Source organism: Chryseobacterium sp. 14P4.3.2 (assembly GCF_057799275.1).
In genome coordinates this window covers 68,452-88,703 of the sequence record NZ_JBYOKO010000001.1, presented here as the reverse complement: position 1 = coordinate 88,703, position 20,252 = coordinate 68,452, and the positions used below count along the sequence as shown (strand labels likewise).

Here is a 20,252-nt window from a genome sequence, read left to right as displayed (position 1 = left end):
TTTCCTGATAACAACACTTAATTTTGCCACCGTAAATTTAATTAAACTAATTCTAAATAACAATTTATGAAGAAGAACAGGCTTCTTTTCTCAGCATTATTATTTCCAGCTGCCATGTGGGCACAAAGTACAACACAGATTACCGGGAAAGTTTTTAATTCACAAAAGCAGCCCGTAGCGTCTGTGAAAGTCATTCTGAATAACGGAGAAGCAGAAACCTATACTGATGAGAACGGGATCTACAAATTCAATAATATGCCTGCTGGAAATTATATTCTTCAGGTAGATGATCCGGATGTGGCGAAAACCTATTCTTTTACCCTGAAAGAAAATGAAAATATTAGCCATGATTTTACACAAACTACAGATACTTATCAGATTGTTGGGGTAAATGTTATTGCAAATAGAAAAACCATACCTTCTTCTACTTTAAGATTGGGAGAAAACCTGCTCGTTACACCTCAAAATATTCAGGTGATTGATCAGCGTCTACTGAATGATCAGCAGATTCTGACAACAGCAGAAGGACTTAGCCGTAATGTAAGCGGAGTCCGTACCATTACCCATCAGGAAGAAGGAAGTGTAGGGATAGCAGTTAGAGGTTTTTCGGCTTCCAATCTTCGGAACGGAATGGATGTGAGCGGAAGCTTCGGGCCGCTTCGTGAAGATATGGCCTTCGTAGACCGTGTAGAATTTGTAAAAGGTCCTGCAGGTTTTATGATGGGAAATACCCAGCCGGGAGGGTTCTATAACATTGTTACCAAGAAACCGGTAGGAAGAGAAAAAGGAAACGTTCAGCTCACATTGGGCAGCAACAGTCTTTTCCGTGCCGCAGCAGATATCGAAAAAAAACTGAGTAAAGATGGTAAATTCTGGGGAAGACTTAACGTTATGGGAACCAAGAAGGGGTCATTCCAGCAATATGTGGAGCACGAACAATATGTGATCAATCCGTCCTTTAAATACATTGCCTCAGAAAATACCAATGTGACGCTGGAATATATATTATCCCAGAATAATTTTCAGGGAGGGTTCTCCAAATATGTATATGGAATAGAGGGTTTCAAAGAATTGAAAAGATCATTTTCATTCTCAGATCCCATTATGGACCCTACCCGTTCATGGGAGCATAATATCTACGGAACGATTAATCATAACTTTAATGATAACTGGCTGATCACGGGTCAGTTTGGGTATGTTCGTTCCCAGATGCAGGGAGAATCACTATATGCAAAATACAACACTATTGCTCTGGCTGATAATCCTGTAACAGGAAGGAAAAAAGGTGATGTAGACCGTGGGATCAGCGTTAATGATGCTTTGAACACCTCCACCATAGGTCAGGTATTTACCCGTGGAAAATTTTCAACAGGAAATATCAACCATAATATCCTTGCGGGGATAGATATGGGCAAAAAATTCTATGTAGCTGACTGGTCTGCGCTTCCACAGAATGTAGGACCTGTATTTAATATTTATAATCCGGTTTACGGTAATCTGAAAAAATCTGATCTTCCTGTGTATGACCGTTCTCAATCACTTCGTGAGCGAGGGGCCAATTATATTACAGATTATTCTTATACTTCATTTCATTTGCAGGATGAAGCCCGTTTTCTGGAAGATAAACTAAGAGTCGCCGCAGGATTCCGCTATACTTCTACTTCAAAAACCAGTGCTGCTGACAAAGGAGCAGAAGTTAAAAATACAGCGGTTACACCAAGAGTAAGCATTACAGGGCTGATAACCCCAACATTTACTCTATATGGATTGTACGATGAAAGCTTTCAGGAACAAACAGGAAAACTTCTTAATGGAAGTACGGCAGATCCTTCTTTTGGGAAGAATACAGAAGTTGGAGTAAAGAAAACCTGGTTCAACGGACAGCTGATGACCAATCTTACCTTCTATCATCTTACTAAAACCAATATGCTTACCTCTGCCGGAGTTGACAATCCGGGGCTTTTTGAACAATCCGGAAAAAGCGTCTCTAAAGGAATTGAATTTGACCTGAATGGGAATATCAGCAAAAATTGGAGTATCCTGCTTAATTATGCTTATACAGATGCTAAAGTGACAGAAGATAATGACCCTAAAAAAATAGGAGGGATGCTTTATGGAACAGCAAAGCATATTACCAACGCGTGGATCAAATATACAATTGCTAAAGGAGATCTGGAGGGGCTTGGCTTCTCTTTCGGTTATGAATATCAGGCCAAAAGAGCAGCATGGCCGGTAGTGACAGATCACCCTTATCTGCCGGATGATTACTTTACCCTGGATTTGGGAGTTTCTTATAAAAGAGACAGTTATCAGATTTCATTCCTCGTGAACAACCTTACAGACCGTTATAATTATGTTGGATTTTATCCTGGAGCATGGGGATATACCCACTACGGATGGCGTGCTACCAATCCGATTAACTTCAGACTGAATCTTTCATATAATTTTTAAATGAGTACCGGAAAATCCAAACCCAAAAAGAAAAATAACCGTAGTTTGTTCTACAGAATATCGGCCTGGCTGCATTTATGGCTGGGGCTGTTTTCCGGAATTATTATTGTTATCATTTGTATTACAGGAGTTACATGGTCCTTTCGGGATGAGATCAAAGACTGGCTCAATCCTGACTTGAAAATTGAAGCTGCTCCGGGAAAACCAATGGCTAATCCTGCTGAACTTTACCTCACTGCTAAAAAACTTTACCCTGATCAGGAGATCTCGTTTATATGGCGTCCTACAGGAAAAGCAGCTATGGTAGGGTTTGGCAAAAGAAATCCCGGCTATGTCCTTCATTTGGATCCTTATACCGCCGAGGTGATCCGCAAACCAAGCTTTAAAGAAGAATTTGATTTCTTTGAATGGACTTTAAGGGGGCATCGCTTCTTGTGGCTGCCTTCCGAAATTGGCAGGCCGGTGATCAATTATTCCACCTTTATATTTTTTATCACCTTGCTGAGCGGATTAGTCTTATGGTGGCCAAAGAAATGGACAAAAGCAATGCGAAAGCAGAGCTTCTCTGTAAAATGGGACGCCAAGATCAAAAGACTGAACTACGACCTTCATAATGTTTTTGGATTTTATACCCTCATCATTCTTTTGGTAGTCTCTATGACAGGAATGTATTATGGGTTACCCTGGTTTAATAAGTTTCTTTATTTTACAACTTCTCTGGGCAAAACGGCAGATAAAGAACGTAAAGAATTAAAAAATATCACTTCCTATCAACCGGAAAAATTACCGGAATCCATATTGCTGGCCTGGGAAGATGCCATAGGAAGAGTAGAAGCAAAAGGATATTACCTTTCTGTTCCTAAAGATTCTGCAGAAACAATAGGTATTTACTTATATCCTTCACACCGTAAGTTTTACGATCTGCAGAGTTTCAGTTATGACAGAAATACGGGGGTGAGGCTTATTAATAATTCCGCATATGCCGCTCCATTTGAAAAGGCAGATTTTGCTACAAAGGTTCAGAAACTTAATTATGACCTTCATGTAGGATCAGCGCTTGGGGGAATTTGGGGAAGAATTTTATACTTTTTCATCACCATTATAGGGGCTTCTCTTCCCATTACCGGTTTTATGGTATGGTGGTTTAAGAAAAAGAAGAAAGGAACCTGACCTTATTTTAAGTTCCTGATTTAAAGCTTTTGTGAACGGTTCCTTTTCTGTTCCTTATATAGAATTGTTAATTTAGTTAAGTGTTTTTATTTCAATGGATTATGTTTTGTTAGCGTAGTCAGAACAGACAGGTTGTGAAAACAGATAACAACTATAAAAGACCTCTCAGTTATCGATAACTGAGAGGTCTTTATTCATTTATAATGATCAAAAAATCTAGTCTTTTTTGATTTTGCTCTCCAGATATTTCAGACGCTCAAAAATATCTGCAAAAATATTCTTTTCGGCCGTAGAAACATATCCTACAATTTTATAAAGATCCTTTTCATTAGCTGTCAGATTCTGAAGCTCAGAAGCATATTGCAATTGCCCTTGAATATAGACCAAAACATTATTGACAGGGTCTTTTTTCAGATCTGTTTTGTTCAGGAACAAAATATCTCCATATTGATACTGAGGCAAAAGTTTTGCTTCCGGAGTAAATTCATACACCATATCCACGGATGCTAATATTTTTTGCACAATTGCCGCGCCTGGAGTATCTTTTTCTAATTTATCTTGAGTTGCCTTGCTGTTTTGAATGGCTAATTCCGGGAACAGCATAAGCTGATCAATATCAGAAACACTTACTAACTGGTTTACCTGAAGCGTTTCAGTCAGTAACTTATCAAGATTAAGGTTGAAATGATTAGCTACCTTTAATATAGTTTCGATTTTTGGTTCGGCACGCCCTTCTTCATAAGAGCTTATTACACCTCTGTTGAGATCAAACAAGTCAGCAAATGCCTTTTGGCTCAGCCCTTTAACCTGTCTTATTTTCTTAATATTAGTTCCAAAGAAGCTCATCTTGTCTAATCGTTTTTGCAAATATAGAGAATCTGAAACAAATTATTGCTAATAATATTTGCAATTTGAGAATTTTATGCTATATTTGTGTAGAAGAAAATTGAACACAAAAACCAGCCATCATGAAAAATCAACTATTTAGAACGGTCAAAGAGTGGCTCTTAGATTATGAATTTAACATCACGTTGGAAGACGAAGCTCAGAGAATCTTAATTATTGAAAAAGAATCCAACGGGATAAAAAATATGATCCTTATCATATCAGATTCCATTCTAATCATGGAGCAGTTTCTTTTCGAAATAAAAAATCCATCCGAAAAAACATTCCTCAGACTGCTTCAGAAAAACAGAGATATTGTACACGGAGCATTTGTTTTGGATATTACCGGAAGGCGGGTTATTTTCAGAGATACCCTTCCAACCGATAATATGGCACAGAATGAGGTGATGGCATCCATCAATTCACTGGGAATTCTGGTAGGAGAGTTTACCAATGAAATGCTTGAAATGAGTAAGTAATTCACAAAAGATATTTAAAATGAACATTTTTAAAAGATTATTAACAATCGGAAAAGCAGAGGTCCATTCTGTGATAGACAACTTTGAGGACCCCATCAATTTAACAGAACAGGGAATCCGTGAAATGAAAGAACAGCTTTCAAAAAGCATTGAAGCCCTTGCTCAGCTTAAAGCATTGGCCATTCGTAAAAAGAATGAAGCCGAAACAGAAGAGCAAACCGCTGATGACTATTACAATAAGGCCATTGTAATCATTCAGAAAGCAGAAAAAGGTGAGGTAGAATCTCAGGAAGCAGACCGCCTTGCCAAAGAAGCGCTGAAAAGGCAGACGGCTTCACAGGAAAGAACCTCTGAACTGCGAAAAGAACACGAAAAACTTCATGGCGAATGTGAAAAGATGCAGGGAAACATTAATCAACTGAAATCAGGCATTACCAAATGGGAAAATGAGCTGAAAACCCTTAAGGCAAGAGTTCAGGTGAGCGAAGCAACGAAAGATATCAATCAGCAAATGACCCAGATGGATACCGGAAGCGCAGTGAGCATGCTTGAGAAACTAAAAGACAGAGTTGTACAACAGGAAGCCTTAGCGGAAGCCTATTCTGATCTTTCAAAATCAGGAAAGAGTATTGATGAAGAGATAGATGCCATTGTAAACAACAACGACTCCGCAGCTGAAGAAGCTTTAAACAGATTAAAAGAAACACTTAAAAAAGGCTAATATATGACCTTTCAGGAATTTTTGAATGTAGCATTTTCTCCGGTGAACACCATATTGAGTGTTCTTCTTGGACTCTCGGTGATCTATTGGTTATTTACCATACTTACAGGATTGGATATTGATGTGGGTATTCATTCTGATCTGGATGGCGGTGCAGATGTTCACACTCCGGAAGGGCATTTTCATGCTCCGGAACATGATCCTGCTGCATGGATGCACTTCCTGAAGTTTCTTAATCTTGACATTGTTCCGGTAACTTACTTCCTTACGTTGTCGTTACTGGTGACATGGCTGGCCTCATTTTATCTGAATTATTTCATTCCGCTTCCTACATGGGCAGGGTTATTGGCTCTGTTTCCAATGATGATTGCCGGAATGCTGATTACGAAAATGGTTTTGAAACCCCTAAATCCATTTTTTAAAGAGATTAATCATAAAGGAGAGTTGTCATATGCTTTTCTGGGAAGAGAAGGGCGATTGAAATCAAGTATCCAGGATGATAAAATAGGAATGATGGAAGTCTTTATCGGAAGCGATCCTATGACGCTGATGGTGAGAAGTAAAGACGGAACAAAACTGGAACACGGAACCCGTGTAATGATCGTAGATGAAGAACCCGAAAAGAGAATTTACTACGTTCAGCAGTCGATGAGATATTAAAAACTTTTAACCATGCTTTCTTTATTTTTAATCATGCTGAACTATATTTTGGAAATTTTTTTCCAATATTTTTAAAATAAAAAAACACATTCATATATCAATAAACTTATAAAACTATGAACTTACCATTAATTGCAGGAATTATAATTATAGCAGTAGCATCAATCGGATTGATTTTCTGGATCTTATCGATGTATAAAAAGACCGTTCAGGGAATTGTTATCTTAAGAACAGGATATGGGGGTACAAAAGTATTCTTTAATGCCGGAATTGTAATTCCCATCATTCACCGTATGGAATCTATGGATATTTCGGTGAAAAAACTGGAAATATCAAGAGAAGGAAGAGCAGGGCTGATCTGTAAAGACAATATGAGGGCTGATATTCAGGTAGCCTTCTTTATCCGTGTCAACAAATCGGTGGACGATATCATCAATGTTGCCCAGACAATCGGATGCCAGAGAGCTTCTGATGCCCAAACTTTAAGAGAACTTTTTGAAGCGAAATTTTCTGAAGCTCTTAAAACGGTAGGAAAGAAATTTGATTTCACAGAACTGTATGAAGCAAGAAGCGAATTTCGCCAGGAAATCCTTGATATCATAGGGACGGACCTGAACGGATATGTGCTGGATGACTGTGCAATAGATTACCTTGAGCAGACCTCTATTGATAAGCTGGATAAAGATAATATTCTTGATTCTGAGGGGATTAAGAAAATAACCGAACTTACTGCAACACAGAATATTAAAGCCAATCAGGTTCGTCGTGATGAAGAAAAAACGATTACGAAGCAGAACGTAGAAGCCCGTGAAGCCATTCTGGAGCTTGAAAAACAGTTAGCAGAAAAACAGGAATCTCAAAAAAGAGAAGTTGCCAATATTAAAGCACGTGAGAATGCCGAAATTTTAAAAGTAGAAGAAGAAGAGCGTCTGAGATATGAGACTGTTCGTATTGCTACAGAAGAAAAGCTACAGATTGCAGAAGAAAATAAACTCCGTCAGGTAGTCATTGCCGCTAAAAATAAAGAACGTGCTGATCTTGTAGAAACGGAAAGAGTATTAAAAGACAAAGCTCTTGAAGCTACAGAAAGAGAAAGAATTGTCTCTCTGGCACAGATTGAAAAAGAAAAGGCAATAGAGCTGGAGAAGAAAAGTATTCAGGATGCGATCCGTGAGCGCCTGACGATGGAAAAAACAGTGGTAGAAGAGCAGCAGGGAATCAAAGATCTTGAAGCTTTCAAAACAGCAGATAGAAACAAGCAGGTAGAAATTACCATAGCCACTCAGGAAGCAGAGAAAAAACTGATTGAAGAAACAAGAGCCGCAGAGTCAAGAAGATTGGCCGCTGAAAAAGATGCACAGAAATATGTGATTGAAGCACAGGCAAAAAGAGATGCTGCTGAAAAAGAAGCTGAAGCACGTAAGATTATAGCAGATGCTAAGGCGAAAGAAGAAGCTACTGTAGGATTGTCTGAAGCGCAGGTAATGCATGCTAAAGCAGATGCTGCAGAAAGACAGGGTATTGCAGAAGCAAGTGTGATTGAGAAAAAAGCTGATGCCAATAAAAAAGAAGGGATTGCCCAGGCAGAAGTAATCAAAGAAAAAGCATTGGCAGAAGCAGCCGGAATCACTGAAAAAGCCGAAGCAATGAAGAAACTGAACGAAGCCGGAAAAGACCACGAAGAATTCCGTCTTCAGCTGGCAAAAGAAAAAGATGTGGAACTTGCGCAGATCGCTATCCAGAAAGATATCGCAGAAGCCCAGTCTATGGTATTGGCTGAAGCCTTCAAAACTGCAAAAATTGATATCGTAGGAGGTGACAATACCTTCTTTGATAATGTAATACGTCAGGTTTCTGCAGGAAAAGGATTAGACAAATTTATCGGCCACAGCGAAAATGCACAGCTTGTAAAAGAAAACCTTCTGGGCAATGGTGAAAACATCATTGGAAAAGTGATGGGAATGGTAGATAAATACAAAATCTCTTCAGAAGATATCAAAAATATGAGCATCGCATCTCTGATATTTAAATTGAACGGAGTAGCCAGTCAGCAGGAAAAAGGAATTCTGGAAAAAGCTATGGATATGGCCAGACACCTGGGAGTGGAGAACAAACCGGTGAATAACAATCACGTTTAACGGGACAATACTTTGATGAGGATCAGGACTTATTTTATAATTAATAAGCAGCAGATTTATTATCAATAATATGAGAAACCTTATAGATCCTAAAAATCTGTAAGGTTTACATCACAATAACAAAAAACCATCGGACTCACTCAGGTTTTACACAAAGATCTGCTGTCATACGGCAGATAATGACAACTTAAATAAAAACGATGTCAGAACAACTTAATTCAGGAACTTACGAGATTATTCAAAATCGTCTGAATGAGCAGAAGAATGACCTTATCCAAAGACTTCAGCAGCTTAATGAAAGCCGTAAAAATATATTTGGAGGCGTAGACTTCTCTCTTATTGCCAACGAAAGAATTTCCACAGACCACAGCTGTATTGCCAAGGATATTTATTCTCTGGGTAATCAACTTATATTGGGTTCTAATGCTCACCTTGGCCTTCAGACTGAAATTAATATCTCGGATGTTTTTTCAATATATAAAATCAATAACAACAGGTTTGAACCTCAGGACTATGCATTGATTAATGATGAGGTTTTCATTGATGAATTTAAAAACCTCTACAAATATTACAGAAACACCTTCTTTGCCAGATTTACCTTTACAGAAAACTATCTGTATATGGTTTTTCAGCTTTCAGAAAGTACCACCGATATCAAGGCATTCAAATGGCTCATTAAAGAAAATCAGCTCATCTATGTAGATTCCAGAAGCGCTTCAGAAACCTCATATCCCCAGCAGCATGCCTTCGTATGGACAAGAGCTACAAGAGATATGCAGCGCTCAGGAAAACATCCCCATATTTCTCTGGCAGATAAAGTCTTTGTAGAAAGTATAGGTGGAGATATAACCATTAAAGTAGAAGATAATACCGATACAGGAAAAGGAATTTATTCCGAAGATGTTATTCATAAAGATCAGAACCTGGATGATGCGGAAATCTACTTCTGCGATCTGGATAATCTGGTCTTGTTTAAAATAAAACCTTATCAGGAAACAGAACGCTACTTCATTTATAACCATAAAGAAAAGACTGTTTCCAGAGCGGATGCACTGAAATATTCAGGATTGCTGCTGCCGGAAAGCCAGGGAGTATTATTCTCCAACGGATATGCTCTGCAGACGGGTGGCTTGAAAGTTATTTCTCAGGATCAGAACAGACTCTACTACTTAAAAACAGTTATAGAGCCGAATGGCGAGAATTTTTTATACGTTTTCTATGATGATAAAACGAATAATTATCAGCTGATTTCTTATAATATCATTACTCAGACCATAGAAACACCGATTCGGTGCAGTGGGTTTACCTTTTTGGATAATGGTAAACTGATCTACCTTCGTGAGAGTATTGAAACGACGAAAAATCACCTTGCACAGATCTGGCAGACCCCTTTTTCCAAAGAATTGCTGCCCAATGCTGAAAAAACAGACAGCTTACTTTATAAAATAGGGAACAAAGATATTGTAAGGGTGATGGCTGAAAGCCAGGAGCTTATAACGCTGTTGAGTAAAAAAGATTCCTACAGCGGGCTGTATAGTGATATTGTAAAGCTTGCCACCTTTATTCTCGATACTTATTACTTCCTGGGCGAAGAAGAAGTTGAGAAGCTGGATCAGCCATTGAAGGAGATAAGAGGGATTGCCCATTCTGCGATCAATGAATATGAAAAGGTTACTGAACAGAGAAGAAATACAGAAGAAGCCTTAGAAAAAATCAAGCATGCCTGTGAGAAAATTCTGGATGATACTAAAAGGCTTCATTATTCTCAGCTTACAGAATATATTGATGCCCTTTCGCAGATCAGAGCTTTAAGAGGAGAAGTTACAGGAGGCAGAGAGCTTAAATATGCTGATGCTGTATTGCTGGATACACTGGAAAAATCCCTTGCAGAGCGCTATACAGAACTTTCGAATGCCTGTGTAGATTTTCTTTTGCAGGATCAGGCACTGCTTCCTTATGAAGAAAGAGCAAAGAAAATATCAGAAGAGATCATTGCTTTGCAAAAAGCAGTTGATGCGAAAATCATTGAGGAGAATATTAATATATTGTCCGGGCAGCTGGAGCTGTTAGTAGATATTGTTAATAATCTTAAAATAGAGGATACTTCCCAGTCTACCCAGATCATTGAAAACATTTCCCTGATCTTTGCGAGGCTTAATCAGGAAAGACTTGAGCTTGGCAAAAGGAAAAGAGAGATCTCCGGAAAAGAACTCGCCTCAGATTTTCAGGCACAGATCACCTTATTCGATCAGTCTGTTATCAATTTCCTGGAACTTTCCCAGACCCCTGAGAAGTGTGATGAATACCTCACCAAACTTTCCATTCAGTTGGAAGAAATGGAAACAAAATTTATCGATTTCGAAGAATTTATCCAACAGATTGGGAATAAAAGAGAAGAGGTTTACGGGCATTTTCAGAATAAGAGAGTACAGCTTACAGAATCAAGAAACAAAAGAACCCAGACTCTTTTTGATGCTGCACAGAGAATCCTGAAATCCATACAGACCAAAGCAGAATCTTTTGACTCTGAAAATGAGATCAATGGCTATTTTGCATCAGATCTGATGGTAGAAAAAGTAAGAGACTTTTCAAGACAGCTTGCAGAACTTGAAGATTCTGCCAAATCTGAAGAAATTCAGACCCTTCTTAAAACCTCCCAGCAGGAAGCCGTAAGAAAACTAAAAGATAAAAAAGAGATCTATATTGATGGGGAAAACATCATTGCTTTAGGAGATTATAAATTTGCTGTCAATCAGCAGAAGCTGGATCTTACCCTTGTGCTGAGAAATGCACAGTATTACTATCATCTTACAGGAACAAGCTTCTATGAACCTTTGAACTTCAATACAGCAGACGAGTTCAAAGAAGTCTGGAATCAGGAGTTTGTTTCAGAAAACATAAAGGTGAAAAGGTTTGAATACCTCGCCTGGAATGTGTTTTCATCTCATAAAGAAAATGCTACAGAACAGCAGAACGAAAAGGCTGTACAGGAATTTACCGCAAAGCATTTTGGAGAAGGACTTGTAAAGGGAATTCATGATCAGGATGCACAGACTATTGTAACAAAGCTTCAGCAAATGTACAATGAGCTTGGACTGATGAGGTTTACAGCACAAGAAAGGTCATTGGGACAGCTTTTCTGGTTCTTTATGGAGAATGAAAGAAAAGAATATTATAACAGACAGTTTGAAGCTGCTGCTATTATTTCCCAATCGTTTGCTTCGAAAGAAGGATTTGAATATTTAAGCAGGGAATTGGCAAACGATATGAAGGCTTTTGTGTCGGCACATGCTTTTTTTACCGAAGTAGATTGTATCAATGCTGCTCTATATCTGAAACAGGAGGACAAAGAAAACTTCCTGATTTCAGAAAAAGCGGCCACTTTATATGGTTTATTTTTGAAAGAGCTGAAAGAAAAAGGTAAAGATCTTGAATTTATTACCCAGTTGCAGGCTATGTATCAATTTCCTTCTGCGTGCTATTATATTGCTGAAAGTGCATTACAGGCATTTGACGCTGAAGCTGAAAGGAATGTCATACAGGAAACTGCAGGATTCATTATTACCCAGAAGTTTGATCCCAAAAATATCAAACGAACCTCTTATGAAGTGATACTAAAAGAATTGAAATCACTTGAAAAGGACACAGAATACCATCTTAACTATTTCGAATTTGTATCAAGGCTGAGTCATTTTAATACCGTTATAGTTCCAAAATATAAACGTCTTCAGGAATTGAAATACAGCTGGGTAGACGAAAAGAAAAAAGCATTGAAGCTGGATACTTTCAAGCCGCAGATATTAAGTTCGTTTGTCCGAAACAAACTGATCAACGATGTTTACTTTCCTTTAATAGGGGCTAATCTTTCAAAACAGCTGGGAACAGCGGGTTCAGATAAAAGAACAGACAGGATGGGAATGCTTCTTCTGGTATCTCCTCCGGGATATGGAAAAACTACCTTGATGGAGTATATGGCAGAACGCATGGGGCTGGTTTTCATGAAAATCAACGGCCCTTCACTAGGGTATGATATTGTTTCCACAGATCCTTCAGAAGCTAAAAATGCAGGGGCGAAACAGGAACTTGAAAAATTGAACCTCGCACTGGAAATGGGCGACAATGTAATGCTGTACCTGGATGATATTCAGCATTGTAACCCGGAATTCCTCCAGAAATTCATATCTCTTGCCGATGGGCAGAGAAAAATAGAGGGAATTTACAATGGAGAAAGTAAAACCTATGATTTACGTTCCAAAAGATTCTGTCTGGTGATGGCTGGAAATCCTTACACAGAAAACGGAGAAAAGTTTAAAATACCGGATATGCTGGCTAACCGTTCAGATACTTATAATCTGGGAGAGATATCAGGATCAAAAACCGACCTTTTTGACCTGAGTCTTATCGAGAATGCCCTGATGTCTAATGAGTATCTGACCAGACTGACCCACCCGGGAATGGAAAATCTATATGAACTCTATGAGTGTGTTGTAACAGATAATCCGGCAGATCATCTGAAGGGGAATTTCAGTTCAAACGAAATATCAGACTTCAGAGCAGTATTGAAAAATACCATTAAAGTAAGAGATATGGTTTTGAAGGTGAATAAAGAATATATTTCTTCCGCAGCGATGTCCGATGATTATAGAAATGAACCATCATTCAAGCTGCAGGGGTCTTACCGTAATATGAATAAACTTATCACACAGATTCAGCCTATTCTGAAAAAAGATGAGGTAATACAGATTGTATTAAACCATTACCAGAATGAGTCTCAAACCCTTACAACGGGAGCCGAGGCAAATATGCTGAAGCTTAAAGAGCTCTTTGGTACACTTTCCGAAGAAGAAACAGAACGCTGGAATGAAATCAAAAAAGCATTTCTGAAAAATAAAACCTTAAAAGGTTTAGGAGAAAATGACAGAATGTCTCAGATTGTAGCTTTACTTGCACAGTTCGGTGATGGGCTGGAAGGTATTAAAGAAGCTTTAAAAAGAGTAGAATAATACTTTTAATATCATATAAATACTTTCAAACAGGCTGCTTCATACTAGAGGCAGCCTGTTTTCTATTTCAAATCATGTCTTATATCCATGGGATCGGCTGATATAAGGGATGTGGAAACAGGCTCCCCCTTATTTGATAATAAACAAATTGTATAAAATAAATTTATTGGAATACTTTACACTAAAAATTAAAAAATTATAAATAAAATAATACAAATATTTATTAATTGTTAATTTAAACAACCGTTTTTCATATATTTGATTAATATAACCATGTAAAATCATATAATCATGAGGAAAATTTATTTTTTCTTGCTGTTGCTGGGTGCCTTACAGCCTGCATATTCACAAGCTAACTATTGTGTAAAAGATATTTCTATCACTAACAGTACAATTTCAATTTTCACTACTAACGGAGAAGTTTATACCTGGGGTGTTAATGATTATGGACAGGTAGGTACAGGAAGCACGCAGCTGCAAAGTTCTCCGTATCTACGTCCTGTAACACCAAATTTTGGTTCTATTTATCATTCATTAAGCCATACATTAGGATTAACTGATAATGGGAAGATATATGGGTGGGGTAGAAATACGAGGGGGCAGGTAGGAAATGGAACAATTACAGATATTTATACCCCTGTACAGATTGGTTCTGATACAGACTGGAAAAAAATGGTAGCAGGCCTCGCCCATACTATTGCGCTAAAAAATAATGGAACGCTTTGGGGATGGGGAAATAATTCTGCCTGTGAGCTCAGTATAACCTCTCCCAATCCATATCCTAATCAGTACTTTTCTCAGCCCGTCCAGATCAGTACAGACAACAATTGGATAGATATAACCGCAGGAGGGAGCAGAACTTTTGCGATCAAAAGTAATGGGACTTTGTGGGCAAGAGGTAGAAACGTACTTAATAGTCTAGGTATTCAATATGCTGAAAATGTGTGTGTTACAAACTTGTCTCAGGTGGGAACAGATACAAACTGGAAAAAAGTGGTGACCTCTTCTTTAGGTGATTTTACCCTTGCTTTAAAAACTAATAATACTTTATGGGGATGGGGTGACAATATAGCGGGTGGAGTAGGAAGTGGTACAAGTGTGCTTGTGCAAACCCCTGTACAGATAGGCACAGATACCTGGAAGGAGATCGCAACCGGACAGACCTATTCTGTTGGTGTTAAAAGTGACGGAACCTTATGGCAATGGGGAGAAGGATGCTGGGACAGCACTATCAACGTAATAGTCCCAACCAGTTCTCTTTCTCCGGTACAAGTGGGTAATGATTTTGATTGGGAAAAAGTATATGCGGGGCATTGTGTTTCAATTGCTCAGAAATCAGATGGTTCTGTTTGGGCATGGGGCGGGTATGGATACATTTGGAATAACGGAGCAGCTACTTCATCGGCACAGCCCCTCCTTATTTTTCAGTGTCCCAGAGCTTCTACTTCAGAATCGGCATATGAGTTATCTGATATTATTTTATATCCAAACCCTGCTTTTGATCAAATTTCATGGGCACAAAATATTTCAATTGAAAAAGTTACTATTTACGATATGAGTGGAAAACTGGTGCTATCACAAAGTGTGTATGCAAAGTCTGTCAATATTTCAAGTCTTACTACCGGAACTTACCTGATCAAATTAGAGTCTAAAGAAAAACAGATTTATAATTCAAAGTTTCTTAAAAAATAATGTTCTTTTTTTATTTAATGTAAATAATATCAATATTTTAAAACACTTCAAACAGGCTGCTTCATACTAGGGAGCAGCCTGTTTTCTATTTTAATGAAAGACGAGTTGTTTCCAGCCGATCAAATAATTTCTGTAACCATAATATTGTATACTTCTGTATCTGTGTCTTAATGAGGATACTTCATAATTTTGTTTAGCTAAAGAAGAAATAATATGGAAACAGTTGCACAACATCAGGAGATTCTTCAATATTCTGAAGCCTATATTTCAGACATATTGATGCTGAAAAATATTTTCCTGCAAACTCACGATGGGAAGAAAATAAATCAGAATTTCGGACTTCCTTTTCTCTTGGCTAAAAAGGAAAATAAGACCATTGCATTTGCGAGTCTTGTCATGAATGGGAAAGGTTTGATCACTTTTAAGATTTATAACAAAATGGAAATGACGGATACAGAGATGGAAATTTTTTTTGCCCATACCGAAGTTTGTTTTAAAAAGAATAATAGCCCGAATTTCCGAAATCCGGAACAGTTGAAAAGCAGTATCAGCAGAATGGTAAGCTGGCTGAACCTTGAATAAAACAGGGATGAAAGTTGTACATTTACTTAAAACCATCATTTAATGTCTAAGGATGTCCTGTACCTTAAAATAGCAAACTCTGTCACAGAGCAGATTAAAAACGAAACATTACAGTTTGGAGACAGGCTGCCTTCACTCAGAAGCGCCCAGAAGCTGTACAATGTAAGTCTTAATACAGTAAAACAGGCCTATATGGAGCTGGAAAGCCGTTCCCTTGTAGAGTCACGTCCCAAATATGGATATTACGTAAGCCAGACCTCTCAGAGGAAACTAGCACTGCCTTCTATAGCCCAAATGAAAGTTTCAGAAGGTGAAAATACACCTGAAGACCTTATAGGAAAAGTATTTGGTACAATTGACGGAACGGATGTTACCCAATTTGCATTGGGAATTCCCGGAAAAAGCCTCCTTCCTGTGGCGAAGATGAAAAAATGTATGATTGATGTGGTGAAAAGGAAAAATGATAGCGGAACCAACTATGAGCCCGTACAGGGAAGTGAACAGCTTCGCCGCGAAATTGCCAAGTGGGCAATGGTGATGGAAGGAAAGATTACAGAAGATGACCTGGTGATTACTTCCGGGGCAATGAATGGGGTATACAATTGCCTGATGGCAGTTACCCAGCCCGGAGATTCTGTGGCGGTAGAAAGTCCCGTTTATTTCGGGATCCTTCAGGCTATCCATTTATTAGGATTGAAAGCTGTGGAAATTCCCACCCATCCTATTACGGGAGTAGATCTGGATAGTTTGAAAAAAGTGCTTCCGAAGCTTTCTGCATGTTGTTTTGTAGTGAATTATAACAATCCATTAGGGTTCCAGATGCCTGATGAAAACAAGAAAGAACTCGTGAAAATGCTTACCGAGCATAATGTCCCTCTGGTTGAAGATGATGTCTACGGAAATATTTATTTCGGTGCGGGAAGACCAAAACCTTGTAAATTTTACGACGAAGCAGGTATTGTAATGTGGGTAGGCTCAGTCTCCAAGACCCTGGCTCCCGGATTTCGTGTGGGCTGGGTGGCTGCGGGAAAGTTTAAAGAGAAAATTATCCGTCAGAAGCTGGTTCAGACGGTTTCCAGCCCGTCTTTGTTTTCAGATGTAATTGCTGACTTTCTTGCCCATGGAAGATATGATCATCATCTGAGAATGTTCAGAAAAAAGCTGTATGCCAATTATCTTCAGATTCAGAAGTCTGTAAACCTGTATTTTCCGGATAATACTAAGATTTCTGAACCAAAAGGAGGATTTATGCTTTGGCTGGAGCTGGACAAGAGAATTTGTACGGAAGACCTGTATGATGAAGCAGTAAGCCAGAAAGTAAACTTTGCACCCGGAAGAATGTTTTCACAATATAATCAGTACCAGAACTGTATGCGTCTGAACTATGCGCTGGAATGGACAGATCGTGTAGAAAGTGACTTGGAGAAACTGGGAAAAATGATAAAAAACAAAATTTAATAAACCTTAAGGACAATGAATGATATCAATAATGAAGTGAAAATTATAGCGTATGAACATCAGTATAAAGAAGCTTTCAAGACGTTAAATGAAGAATGGATCAAAACTTTTTTTGTAATGGAAGCAGGTGATTATAAATTGCTGGATCATCCTGAAGAGCAAATTTTAGAAAAAGGAGGATATATTGCTTTCGCATTATTAAATAATGAACCCGTGGGAACATGTGCATTGGTGAAGGCTGGTGATAAACCTCTTACTTTCGAACTCTCAAAGATGGCAGTAAGCCCCAAAGCGCAGGGAAAAAAAATTGGATATCTGCTGGGAAATGCATTAATAGGGAAAGCGAAAGAGCTCAATGCGCAAAAAGTATTTTTAGAAACCAATTCTATATTAGTTCCTGCAATTAAATTGTATGAAAAGTTAGGATTTAAGCATATTCCGATTACTGATGCCGGATATGATAGGGTAGATGTACAGATGCAGTTGGATTTGTAATAAGTTGAAAAAATGCTTTTTTTAAGCGCAATAATAGGATTTTAAAAGGCAGGGAATACACAAATTATTTTATTAGTGCATTCCTTGCCTTTATAATATAAGTTTTATTTCAGATAAAATATGTGTGTTAGTTTATTGATTTTCAGTTGTGTTTTTGTGTTTTCGATTCGTTAGATCGATGATTGGTTTCAAGTAGGGACTTTAAATTTTGAAAACGCGAACAATCCATTAGCCGGTTTCTTTTTTGTGGTTCTTAGCTGTCTTTTTCAGCTTTCCTCTCTCCAAGAAAAATTTTCCTATTTTTGTGAAACTCCTTATTTCATTTATGAAAAAAATTATTCTTATCGAAGATGAAACCAGTGTAGTTTCTTTTATTAAAAAGGGCCTTCAGGAAAATGGCTATGAAGTATCTGTGGCTTTTGATGGGCGTACAGGTGTACAGCTGGTACAGGCTAATGATTTCGATATGGTAATTTTGGATATTATGCTGCCGGAAATGAATGGGCTGGACGTCTGTAAAGAAATCAGGAAAACCAATGAGAGTGTTCCTATTTTATTTCTGACAGCCCTGGGATCCTCTGAGAATATTGTGCTTGGGCTGGAAAGTGGTGGTGATGATTACCTGGTAAAGCCATTCAAATTTATTGAATTGGTAGCCCGTGTAAAATCACTGTTGAGAAGAAGTCTCGGAAGTAATCCGCAGGAAATTGTAGAACCTGAACCGGATAATGAATATGTCTTTCAGTTTTCGGATCTGACAGTTAATGACTATACTAAGAAAGTAACCCGCGCCGGAGAAGATATTACGCTTACTTCTACAGAATATAAACTGCTGTTATATTTTCTCAATAATCCGGAAAAAGTAATCTCCAGAGCCGAAATTTTAGATGCTGTTTGGGGAGTAAACTATGAATTGGGAACCAATGTGGTGGATGTTTATGTCAATTATTTAAGAAAAAAACTGGATCATCAGGATGATAATAAATTGATTCATACCGTGATAGGAATGGGGTATGTTCTGAAAAAGAGTTAATGGATGTTTAATAAAGTGATTACAAATCAGACCAAAACGATGGTGCTTTTAATGTTGGTTTTCACCGCCATTATTCTCCTTTTCAGTGGGTTGGTCTATTTTTCAATCGTTAATTTCTCACATCAGAGGTTTTATGAACTTCTAAAGATCCGGACAGCAACCATTGTTCAGATCGAAAAAAGCAAAGACCATCTGGACCTTCCGGAAAACTATATTCTCAGCAGCCTGAATGATGAGGAACTTCCCATGGAAAAAGATTATGTTTTTGCCGTTCCTACAGATTCCAATTTTAAAAAAATATCCCAGGAAGTTCATATTCCCGATTATTTCTTTAAAAAGATCATCAAAGAAGGCGAATCCAATTACAATGACAAAGAATTCTATTATATAGGACAGAGTTTTAAATATGATGACAAAGACTATATAGCGATTGCTTCTGCCAAAAACCATTATGTAGTCTATTATCTGGGGTTTTTGAAAAGAACGCTCATCACCTGTATTGTGCTTTCCCTGTTCTTCAGTATGATCTTTTCTTTTTATCTCTCTAAAACATTATTTAGACCCATCTTGAAAATTACAGGAAAAGTAAAGGAGATAAGCTCAGAAAACCTTCACCTGAGATTGGAATCCCAGCCGGACAATAAAGAGCTGAATGAACTGGTGGATACTTTCAATGATATGCTAAACCGTATAGAAACCTCTTTTGAAACCCAGAATCACCTGATCGGAAATGTATCGCATGAATTGAGAACCCCGTTAACGTCCATTATGGGAGAGGCTGATGTGGCACTTTCTATCAGCAGAACTGCAGATGAATATAAAGAAACCCTGGAAATCATTCTGGATGAGGCTGAAAAGTTAGACAAAAAGATCAAGGCTTTATTAATGATTGCGCAAACCGGATTCGACGGGAAAATCCAGAAAATGGATAAAGTAAGGATTGATCAGTTACTGTGGGATGTTATTGAAACACTTAGAAAAATCGATTCCAGGAATAATATTTATCTGGATATCAGTATGCTGCCTGATAATCCTAAAAAACTGAAAGTGCAGGGTAATGAGCAGCTTCTGCATCTGGCAGTTGCCAATATCATCAGTAATGGCTGTAAATATTCTAATTTCCAGCAGGTTAAAGTTTCTCTCGGAGCTACCGATACAGATGTCTATATTATTGTAAAAGATAATGGAATCGGAATTCCGGAAGTAGAGATGAATAAAATCTACGATCCGTTCTTCAGGGCATCCAATACAAACAATTATGAAGGTTATGGAATTGGGCTTCCATTGGCAAGGAACATCGTAAGAATGCATCATGGCGAATTGATCGTGAGTTCAAACCAAAACCTCGGTACCACCGTACAGATGCGCTTCCCAAATTTCTATAGTACCCAGAGGGAGAATGTTTAATGGGTAAAAACACCGTTTTATTTAATCATTTTGGTTATTTATTTGTCTTAAATGAACACTGGCTTTTTTTTGCTTTTC

The 20,252-nt window shown here is 38.1% G+C and carries 14 protein-coding genes; 13 read left to right on the top strand and 1 reads right to left on the bottom strand.

Annotation, left to right across the window (positions count from 1 at the left end):
* Positions 1-66: 66 nt before the first annotated feature.
* Together AC27VX_RS00360 and AC27VX_RS00355 are read left to right on the top strand one after the other, a co-directional pair.
* On the top strand, positions 67-2,451 hold the full coding sequence (locus AC27VX_RS00360) for a TonB-dependent receptor (RefSeq protein ID WP_236856625.1): 2,385 nt from the start codon (positions 67-69) through the stop codon (positions 2,449-2,451).
* Entirely contained in the window at positions 2,452-3,621 is a 1,170-nt protein-coding gene (locus AC27VX_RS00355; RefSeq protein ID WP_236856624.1) for a PepSY-associated TM helix domain-containing protein, read from the top strand.
* Positions 3,622-3,837: 216 nt separating this feature from the next.
* Here AC27VX_RS00355 and AC27VX_RS00350 read toward each other — a convergent pair whose 3' ends face one another.
* Positions 3,838-4,467 (bottom strand): helix-turn-helix domain-containing protein, encoded by a 630-nt coding sequence (locus tag AC27VX_RS00350; protein WP_488693312.1) that lies wholly within the window; start codon positions 4,465-4,467, stop codon positions 3,838-3,840.
* 122 nt (positions 4,468-4,589) lie between these two features.
* On the opposite strand from AC27VX_RS00350, the gene AC27VX_RS00345 reads away from it, so the two are divergent.
* The 11 genes from AC27VX_RS00345 (at position 4,590) to AC27VX_RS00295 (ending at position 20,174) form a co-directional block, all read left to right on the top strand.
* A complete protein-coding gene (locus AC27VX_RS00345) occupies positions 4,590-4,985 on the top strand; it encodes a type III secretion system chaperone family protein (RefSeq protein ID WP_236856622.1) in 396 nt (131 codons plus the stop codon).
* A 19-nt stretch (positions 4,986-5,004) separates the two neighbouring features.
* Positions 5,005-5,706, top strand: coding sequence for a PspA/IM30 family protein (locus AC27VX_RS00340; protein ID WP_236856621.1), 702 nt, complete (start codon positions 5,005-5,007; stop codon positions 5,704-5,706).
* 3 nt (positions 5,707-5,709) lie between these two features.
* Complete coding sequence (locus tag AC27VX_RS00335) at positions 5,710-6,366, top strand: hypothetical protein (protein WP_236856620.1); 657 nt, start codon at positions 5,710-5,712, stop codon at positions 6,364-6,366.
* A 116-nt stretch (positions 6,367-6,482) separates the two neighbouring features.
* The gene (locus AC27VX_RS00330; protein WP_236856619.1) at positions 6,483-8,504 is read left to right on the top strand and encodes a flotillin family protein; all 2,022 of its coding nucleotides are present in this window, start codon (positions 6,483-6,485) and stop codon (positions 8,502-8,504) included.
* A gap of 200 nt (positions 8,505-8,704) precedes the next feature.
* Complete coding sequence (locus AC27VX_RS00325; RefSeq protein ID WP_488693309.1) at positions 8,705-13,507, top strand: DNA repair ATPase; 4,803 nt, start codon at positions 8,705-8,707, stop codon at positions 13,505-13,507.
* Between the two features lie 291 nt (positions 13,508-13,798).
* Complete coding sequence (locus tag AC27VX_RS00320; protein WP_488693307.1) at positions 13,799-15,199, top strand: RCC1 domain-containing protein; 1,401 nt, start codon at positions 13,799-13,801, stop codon at positions 15,197-15,199.
* 213 nt (positions 15,200-15,412) lie between these two features.
* A complete protein-coding gene (locus AC27VX_RS00315) occupies positions 15,413-15,781 on the top strand; it encodes a hypothetical protein (RefSeq protein WP_488693305.1) in 369 nt (122 codons plus the stop codon).
* Positions 15,782-15,823: 42 nt separating this feature from the next.
* Entirely contained in the window at positions 15,824-17,239 is a 1,416-nt protein-coding gene (locus AC27VX_RS00310) for an aminotransferase-like domain-containing protein (protein ID WP_236856615.1), read from the top strand.
* A 15-nt stretch (positions 17,240-17,254) separates the two neighbouring features.
* Complete coding sequence (locus AC27VX_RS00305) at positions 17,255-17,734, top strand: GNAT family N-acetyltransferase (RefSeq protein ID WP_236856614.1); 480 nt, start codon at positions 17,255-17,257, stop codon at positions 17,732-17,734.
* Between the two features lie 325 nt (positions 17,735-18,059).
* Positions 18,060-18,767: a response regulator transcription factor gene (locus AC27VX_RS00300; RefSeq protein WP_236856613.1), complete on the top strand. Its 708-nt coding sequence runs from the start codon at positions 18,060-18,062 to the stop codon at positions 18,765-18,767.
* 3 nt (positions 18,768-18,770) lie between these two features.
* Positions 18,771-20,174, top strand: coding sequence for a sensor histidine kinase (locus AC27VX_RS00295; RefSeq protein ID WP_236856612.1), 1,404 nt, complete (start codon positions 18,771-18,773; stop codon positions 20,172-20,174).
* The last annotated feature ends 78 nt before the right edge of the window (positions 20,175-20,252 follow it).

Coding starts and splice junctions, on each gene's coding strand:
- AC27VX_RS00330 (WP_236856619.1), top strand. CDS start 6,483: ATGAACTTACCATTAATTGCAGGAATTATAATTATAGCAGTAGCATCA.
- AC27VX_RS00315 (WP_488693305.1), top strand. CDS start 15,413: ATGGAAACAGTTGCACAACATCAGGAGATTCTTCAATATTCTGAAGCC.
- AC27VX_RS00345 (WP_236856622.1), top strand. CDS start 4,590: ATGAAAAATCAACTATTTAGAACGGTCAAAGAGTGGCTCTTAGATTAT.
- AC27VX_RS00350 (WP_488693312.1), bottom strand. CDS start 4,467: ATGAGCTTCTTTGGAACTAATATTAAGAAAATAAGACAGGTTAAAGGG.
- AC27VX_RS00295 (WP_236856612.1), top strand. CDS start 18,771: ATGTTTAATAAAGTGATTACAAATCAGACCAAAACGATGGTGCTTTTA.
- AC27VX_RS00310 (WP_236856615.1), top strand. CDS start 15,824: ATGTCTAAGGATGTCCTGTACCTTAAAATAGCAAACTCTGTCACAGAG.
- AC27VX_RS00340 (WP_236856621.1), top strand. CDS start 5,005: ATGAACATTTTTAAAAGATTATTAACAATCGGAAAAGCAGAGGTCCAT.
- AC27VX_RS00325 (WP_488693309.1), top strand. CDS start 8,705: ATGTCAGAACAACTTAATTCAGGAACTTACGAGATTATTCAAAATCGT.
- AC27VX_RS00300 (WP_236856613.1), top strand. CDS start 18,060: ATGAAAAAAATTATTCTTATCGAAGATGAAACCAGTGTAGTTTCTTTT.
- AC27VX_RS00355 (WP_236856624.1), top strand. CDS start 2,452: ATGAGTACCGGAAAATCCAAACCCAAAAAGAAAAATAACCGTAGTTTG.
- AC27VX_RS00320 (WP_488693307.1), top strand. CDS start 13,799: ATGAGGAAAATTTATTTTTTCTTGCTGTTGCTGGGTGCCTTACAGCCT.
- AC27VX_RS00305 (WP_236856614.1), top strand. CDS start 17,255: ATGAATGATATCAATAATGAAGTGAAAATTATAGCGTATGAACATCAG.
- AC27VX_RS00335 (WP_236856620.1), top strand. CDS start 5,710: ATGACCTTTCAGGAATTTTTGAATGTAGCATTTTCTCCGGTGAACACC.
- AC27VX_RS00360 (WP_236856625.1), top strand. CDS start 67: ATGAAGAAGAACAGGCTTCTTTTCTCAGCATTATTATTTCCAGCTGCC.